Annotated in this window: 7 protein-coding genes; 4 read left to right on the forward strand and 3 right to left on the reverse strand. The window is 40.2% G+C overall.

All coding sequences use genetic code 11. The annotated features are described in order from the left end of the window. On the reverse strand, nt 1–305 hold a 305-nt coding region (locus VE944_RS26965; RefSeq protein WP_324984489.1), incomplete at its 3' end, for a ParA family protein. Between the two features lie 524 nt (nt 306–829). On the opposite strand from VE944_RS26965, the gene VE944_RS26970 reads away from it, so the two are divergent. Next, nucleotides 830–1,171 carry a hypothetical protein gene (locus tag VE944_RS26970; protein WP_324984491.1) on the forward strand — a complete coding sequence of 114 codons (342 nt, stop codon included), beginning with the start codon at nt 830–832 and terminating at the stop codon, nt 1,169–1,171. Nucleotides 1,172–1,394: 223 nt separating this feature from the next. Here VE944_RS26970 and VE944_RS26975 read toward each other — a convergent pair whose 3' ends face one another. Beyond that, nucleotides 1,395–2,765, reverse strand: coding sequence for a GmrSD restriction endonuclease domain-containing protein (locus tag VE944_RS26975; RefSeq protein WP_324984493.1), 1,371 nt, complete (start codon nt 2,763–2,765; stop codon nt 1,395–1,397). A gap of 127 nt (nt 2,766–2,892) precedes the next feature. On the opposite strand from VE944_RS26975, the gene VE944_RS26980 reads away from it, so the two are divergent. Then, the gene (locus VE944_RS26980) at nt 2,893–3,036 is read left to right on the forward strand and encodes a hypothetical protein (protein WP_324984494.1); all 144 of its coding nucleotides are present in this window, start codon (nt 2,893–2,895) and stop codon (nt 3,034–3,036) included. Nucleotides 3,037–3,728: 692 nt separating this feature from the next. Continuing rightward, entirely contained in the window at nt 3,729–4,337 is a 609-nt protein-coding gene (locus VE944_RS26985) for a jacalin-like lectin (RefSeq protein WP_324984497.1), read from the forward strand. Between the two features lie 610 nt (nt 4,338–4,947). On the opposite strand, the gene VE944_RS26990 is transcribed toward VE944_RS26985, so the two are convergent. Beyond that, nucleotides 4,948–5,220 (reverse strand): hypothetical protein, encoded by a 273-nt coding sequence (locus VE944_RS26990; RefSeq protein WP_324984499.1) that lies wholly within the window; start codon nt 5,218–5,220, stop codon nt 4,948–4,950. Between VE944_RS26990 and VE944_RS26995 the strand changes: the two genes are divergently transcribed. Next, nucleotides 5,214–5,777 carry a hypothetical protein gene (locus VE944_RS26995; protein WP_324984501.1) on the forward strand — a complete coding sequence of 188 codons (564 nt, stop codon included), beginning with the start codon at nt 5,214–5,216 and terminating at the stop codon, nt 5,775–5,777. The two genes, VE944_RS26990 and VE944_RS26995, sit on opposite strands and share 7 nt — an antisense overlap. The last annotated feature ends 247 nt before the right edge of the window (nt 5,778–6,024 follow it).

Below are 6,024 nucleotides of genomic sequence, written 5' to 3' on the forward strand. Positions count from 1 at the left end.
AAATCGGCAGCACGGATGGCTGCAAGAGCAGAGGACTCCGAGTGTGGGGCAGTGTCAATAACCACTAATTCCGCGCCCCCGTCTTGCGCCGTCTCCAAAACCTTTTCTAACCGCGATGCCTGACACGAAATTACAACGGGAGATTCTGCTTCTCGTGAATCTTTCCATTTACTGGCAGAAGCTTGCGGATCTAAATCGATCAGTACGGTCTCTTTATTTTTGATTGCTGCGGCAACTGCAAGATTGATACTAAGCGAAGTTTTCCCAACACCGCCTTTGCTGCCAACAATAGCTACTGTCTTCATGTATACATATCCACATAGCGACATTAAAACAAGTGTACAAGTTTACCAGCTAAATGAGCAGTGATTCAGCTTTGTTACGATCTTAATCAGGAGGGAAAGAATTTCCCGTCGACGGGAAATTTATGGCGATCGGTAATTCAGAATTCGGGAATATATTCAAAAACCGAACGTATAGGGCAACGCGAGAATCTAGTAGTTAATTTTACAGGGGACAAAGCTAATTTATTAAAGCTACCCTAAGTAGACCAGTCAAAGCTGGGTAAATGAAGGAACGGAAGATAAGATGATTATTCAAGTTTACTGGCCACAACGCGATCGTAACGGGGCTGAACCCATTGATTCATTTTGGGTAGAAGCAACCTATGAAGAAGCTGAAAAGTTATTTAATTAATAGTCAATAAGTTTCGCTAATGTAATACGCCTTAAATCCTTGCTGTGCGATTGTTTAAGCCTGATGTCGTCATAAGCCCATTTTCTCACATTTCACCAAAAGTACAAAACTCCAAACACTAGGAATTAATAAAATGACAATTAAAAGTGTTGATAAATACGCCGATATTGCTCCTAAATCTAAGGAGGAAATTAAGGCTATTACTATAGAAAATAGTCAAATACATATAATTGTCACCCTACTCATGAAAGGAGCAACGCTTGATGAATTTGATAATGAGAACAGGAATATCGGAACAGGACGGGAAGGATCGCGAGCGTTCTTCGGTAAATACATAAGACGTGTATGGGGATACGGGACTAAGCGTACTGTTGACCCATCTGATCCTACTAACATAGATAAGTATGTGTTTCATTTACACTTACCCCCAGGACTTGATCAGCCTATATATGATTTTAATACCAAATTTCTGTGAGGCTGCATAGAACAAGTTTATTGTTAGGCAAGAGTTTCAAGCGTTTTATTCTGTGCATCTTCATAAAGAATTGGTATAAGCGAGGAAAAAATAAGAAGAAAGTATAAGGTGGCTGGAATGCCTGACGACTTCGATTAATGATCCATTACCCACAATCTTCTTTATAGCCCATTAACTTTTAATTTTCAGGTTACAGCAGTTGATATCAACAGAGTAATAATTATTATGGTCTACCTCCACGAGATCGATTACAGTAGCGATGAGTGAGACGTGCATTTTCTGGTATGCTTTTACCGCCTCGCCAGTAGTGCTGTATGTGGTCAACTTCAGCATCATCAATATGATGAATATGCTGTTCACAAATTTTACAAGTTTGATCTTGATCAAATAGTTCTTGCTTTAACTTCCGAGAGAAAGTGCGTGATCCTTTACCATTTTCACTAATTAATGATGCTAATCTTGGTCGCCATGCTTCCGCTCGATACTGAACAGCTTCTGGTTTATCAGTGGTACTAGTAATATATTCAACAAATTTAAGATCACTGGTCATTACATCTAAAAATTCTTCTCGAATTCTATCTGCAATTGGTATTATTTGACTTTTTTCAAAATAGCTAAAAGTGTATAAAATTGTATCCCAAAGAGCAACGTTAAGTTTATTTGCCTCCCAAGAACCATTGGGATTGTCCTTTTTACCTCCAAGATTAAATCTGCGAAAAGCTTTTTCACCAAAAACAGTAAAAGATATTTCAATAGATTTTTCAAAAACTTGACGCATTTCAGCAATTTGTTTTTCGTTAATATGGCGATGCTTTTCCATTTCCTGATTAAAAAATCGCTTTTTTGAACCTGTGTACTTTAAATGAGTGTTGCGCCACATAGCAAAAAAGCGCAGAATCAGCTCTCTATCTTTCATTCGCGGATGAGGTTCATTAGAACCCATTATTTTTAATAAATATTTATTTTTAGAGAGTTCACGTAGTAAATTATTGTAATTACCTCTATAAATACAATTACGTAATTCTTGCTCAGTAAGTTTCTCAGCGCCTAAATTAAGCCGCTCGAACATTTCAAACTTTACGTCTGGATGTGAACCTTTTTCAATTACAATTATGCGAATAACATAATTTAATATTTCATCTTGTAAATCCTGAGATAAATCTTTGAAAGATTTACGGTTGAGTTCCTTCATAACTTGTAAGCTTGAAAGCTTAAAGTCTTGACCATTAGGAAGTTTTCCATCAATAAATGAACAAATCGTTGTTAATCTTTGCTGTCCGTCAACGACAGAAGACGTATTGTCATTTTCTTTAGCAATATAAATAGTCGGAATTGGTATATCAAGGAGCAAGGATTCAATTAGTCGACTCGCTTTGGTTTTATTCCAAACATAATAACGTTGAAAATCAGCCTGAAGATTGAGCTTACCTCGCTTAACCCATGTGTGCAGAGTTTCTATAGGTACATCTTGCTTATCAGTTCTGACACGTCTCTCTTCTGGAGGAATATCAAGGGGAGCCTCATCTTCCGATTCATCAAAAACAATTTCTTCTTTGTTTTCAAATTCCAAAGCGTTTTGTTCTTTTTCGTCCATATCTTGATCACTGAATTACATGAGTGTTATAAATTAAACACTACTTTAGCAAGAAAATTTTAATGCTGCTTTAGCAATTACCCGTAATCTCAAAAATGGTAATAGCTTAAAAAACCTATTCGCGGCGTTGATAATCGGCAAAAAGAATGCTGAGGATGATTTGCGATTGCTGCTAGAGAAGAGTGCAAGTGAACCCACGCTCTTAACCGTCAAACCAGAAAACATACGTCGCCTACGCGAGTTGATGAACAATTCTGAAAATGAAGACTAATGCCAAAAATCCCACATCCTTCTCAAAATTCCCCCTTGTGGGATCGCTCAATGCCCAACGCCCAATGCCAAAAAAATAGATTGGAGGTTTAGGGGTTTTGGTAGTCACGATGATTAATATCTATTTATATAGAGGGCGTGACTACGGTATCAAACTCTAATACAAAATGTGGATATATTGAGTGATGACTACGGCGGCGGTAGGGAAGATTGGGGCGATCGCACTTTGCTTTGTCTCCGATAGTGCAATTCCTATTGCGGCGTTAATTTGGGGCTGAATCCTTTAGTGTAGAGGTTTTTGGGTTGATGTCATCTTAGGCATATTTCCCGACATCTTACCCCGTAGCGCGTCTCTAGCTGTGGGGTTTTGTTTTTGGTGGCGAGGTGCGATCGTTCTACATCATCTATTTAATTTTTTGTTAATGTTTGAGGATTTGTAATTCTACATCCATTGCCCTACTTACCTTCCAGAGTTTTCTTTTTTTATTCTTTTATTAAGAATACCCGGAAAGTGAGAGAAGAGGGATATGTAAAATTATTAACTATGTTTGTATTAAATAGCAAAGAGATGTATTTTATATAGTTAGATATCAGCTATCAATTAGTCAATATGGAGTTCGTCTGGTTTTATCTAGTTTGATTCAACTACTCTGCATATATATTTAGGACTACCAATTTAGGAGTTGAAACTTGATGAAAGCGAATTTTAGAACGCGAACAGCTTTGGCAACAGGCATAATAGTAGGTGGAATAACAATGCTATTACCGGGTGCTACCTTTTCACATTCGTTAGCTGCTAGTGCAACATTGCAAGATAAGCCCCAACTTATAGACATACATTCGTTGCGTCTTGCACAAGTATCTTGTGCAGCAACTTTTTTTGGTCCTAGCGGTGGCTCTGATGGCGTTTCAAGTACTTTTCTAATTCCAAATGCAGCAAGGATAGTAAGTCTACAAATTAGAAGTGGACAGAACGTAGATGGAATTACAATAAACTATTTAACAAATACAGGAATTCGTTCTAGCTTCCTTGCAGGGGGAACAGGTGGTTTTGAAACTACAATAAATTTCGCTCCTGGTGAGACCATAACACGTATAGCAGGTAGATATGGTGCTGTTGTAGATAGTATAACTATACAAACCAATTTTAATACTTATGGCCCATTTGGAGGCACTGGTGGTCCTGCGACATTTGATTATACAGTACCGTCATTGTATCAAATCGCAGGCTTTCGCTTTCGTAGTGCAAGTCTAATAGATGCAATTGGTTTAGGAATACGTCGAACTAACTGTACTGCATGAACCTATCTCTAGTAGTCTGCCAAAGCAACTTTGTTAGGTTAAATACTTGGATATAAACGTTGCATTTTTTGACGTGCATCCTTAGTTTAAAACCCCAATAAACACTGGCTTTTTGTTGATTAAACTGTGACTCCCAAGTAGCAATTAGAACCAGCCCCTTTATTTTTTCAACTAACTATAATCTGGGGAAAATTACAAGACCTTGAAAGGGCTGGTTCCAGGGCAAACGCATCTAAATATTGACGAGCCTGAATCAGGATGAAATACACCAAGACTCAAACTACATAAGGCTTTGAGGAAATTCAATCTCACTCAAACTAAAAATGATAATCATTATGAGGGGGTGTTAGAGGCAGCCGACGGCTGCCTGAATTTTCACGGTCAGTTCTCCACTAAATAGCGTAGGTTTTCTCAGAATCTGATTCTCAATAGTTTTAGATTAATGACTAGGAATCACGAGAAGATCAGCGTAAAGAAAAACTCAATTTATGCGATCGCCTATGCATACGGACACCGCTTCACGGATCACAGAAAACTCAGACTCACAGATCATTACCACCAAAAATAATTACAGTATCGTCATTGCCACCGCCAAAAAATCAAATGCGTTTTAGCGATCGCACCTGAATAAATTGCCCACCGTGCTAGCGGTCGAACCTCCCCCAAAATCTACCCATCGACCCCCGTCACGAACCATTGATAGCCTCTTGCGTGTGGGGAGAGCGATCGCAGCCGAAATCCCCGCCAACTTCCGCGACAAACCTCTCCCCAGATTCTCCCGCCGACCTGCACACACACCCCCATATTTATATAAAACCAAGGGGAGGTGTGCAGGCTGAAATCCCTGTAGAGCCTGAAGTTTCCCTTTCAAGGTGGATGACACCCCAATCCCTCAAAGATGTGTCAACATACCTAACGCCCGTCTTGGACGAGCCGACTGAGCAAGCTATGGAATCCCTCGCGGAGTTGATTACGTTCATCCTGCCTGATGTTCTTTTTGCTGCCACAGATTACTTACCTCAGAATGCAAAATCCAAAATTCAGCTATTGTTATCCGCGATAACTTCCCCAATAAATTCCCCAGTCGAAGCTCCCGCCGACCTGCACACACCACCCCACATTTATATAAAACCAAGGGGAGGTGTGCAGCTTGAAACCCCTATAGAGCCTGAAATTTTCCTTTCAATGTGGATGACACCCCAATCCCTGAAAGATGTCGTGGAATACCTAACACCCATCCTTACCGAGCCGACTGAGCAAGCTGTAGAGTCCCTCGCGGATCTGCTTACGTTCATCCCGCCTAATGTTCTTTTTGCTGCTACAGATTACTTACCTAAGAATGCAAAATCCAAAATTCAGTTACTCTTATCTCAACCCAACTCCCACACAGAATCGCCCCCGCCCCGAACCATTGATAACCCTTTGCGGGGGAGAGCGTAAGCAGCAGAAATCCCCGACAAACTCCGCGCCAACTCCCCCAGTCGAAGCTCCCGCCTACCTGCACACACACCTCCAGATTTATATAAACCCAAGGGGAGGTGTGCAAGCTGAAACCCCTATAGAACCTGCAATTTCCCTTTTAGAGTGGATGACGGTGAATGGGTGCTAATTTCCCTGGCACTGCGATCGTTAACGAACTGCGATACTTATTTCCTAGCTTGCTGTCGCCATTGCCGCGATAAATTCT

This window comes from Nostoc sp., from assembly GCF_035638895.1.
Classification (GTDB): Bacteria; Cyanobacteriota; Cyanobacteriia; order Cyanobacteriales; family Nostocaceae; genus Nostoc.

What these genes read in the sequence shown, in the direction of transcription:
- VE944_RS26975 (WP_324984493.1), bottom strand. Translation starts at nt 2,765, where the DNA reads ATGGACGAAAAAGAACAAAACGCTTTGGAATTTGAAAACAAAGAAGAA.
- VE944_RS26970 (WP_324984491.1), top strand. Translation starts at nt 830, where the DNA reads ATGACAATTAAAAGTGTTGATAAATACGCCGATATTGCTCCTAAATCT.
- VE944_RS26985 (WP_324984497.1), top strand. Translation starts at nt 3,729, where the DNA reads ATGAAAGCGAATTTTAGAACGCGAACAGCTTTGGCAACAGGCATAATA.
- VE944_RS26995 (WP_324984501.1), top strand. Translation starts at nt 5,214, where the DNA reads ATGACACCCCAATCCCTCAAAGATGTGTCAACATACCTAACGCCCGTC.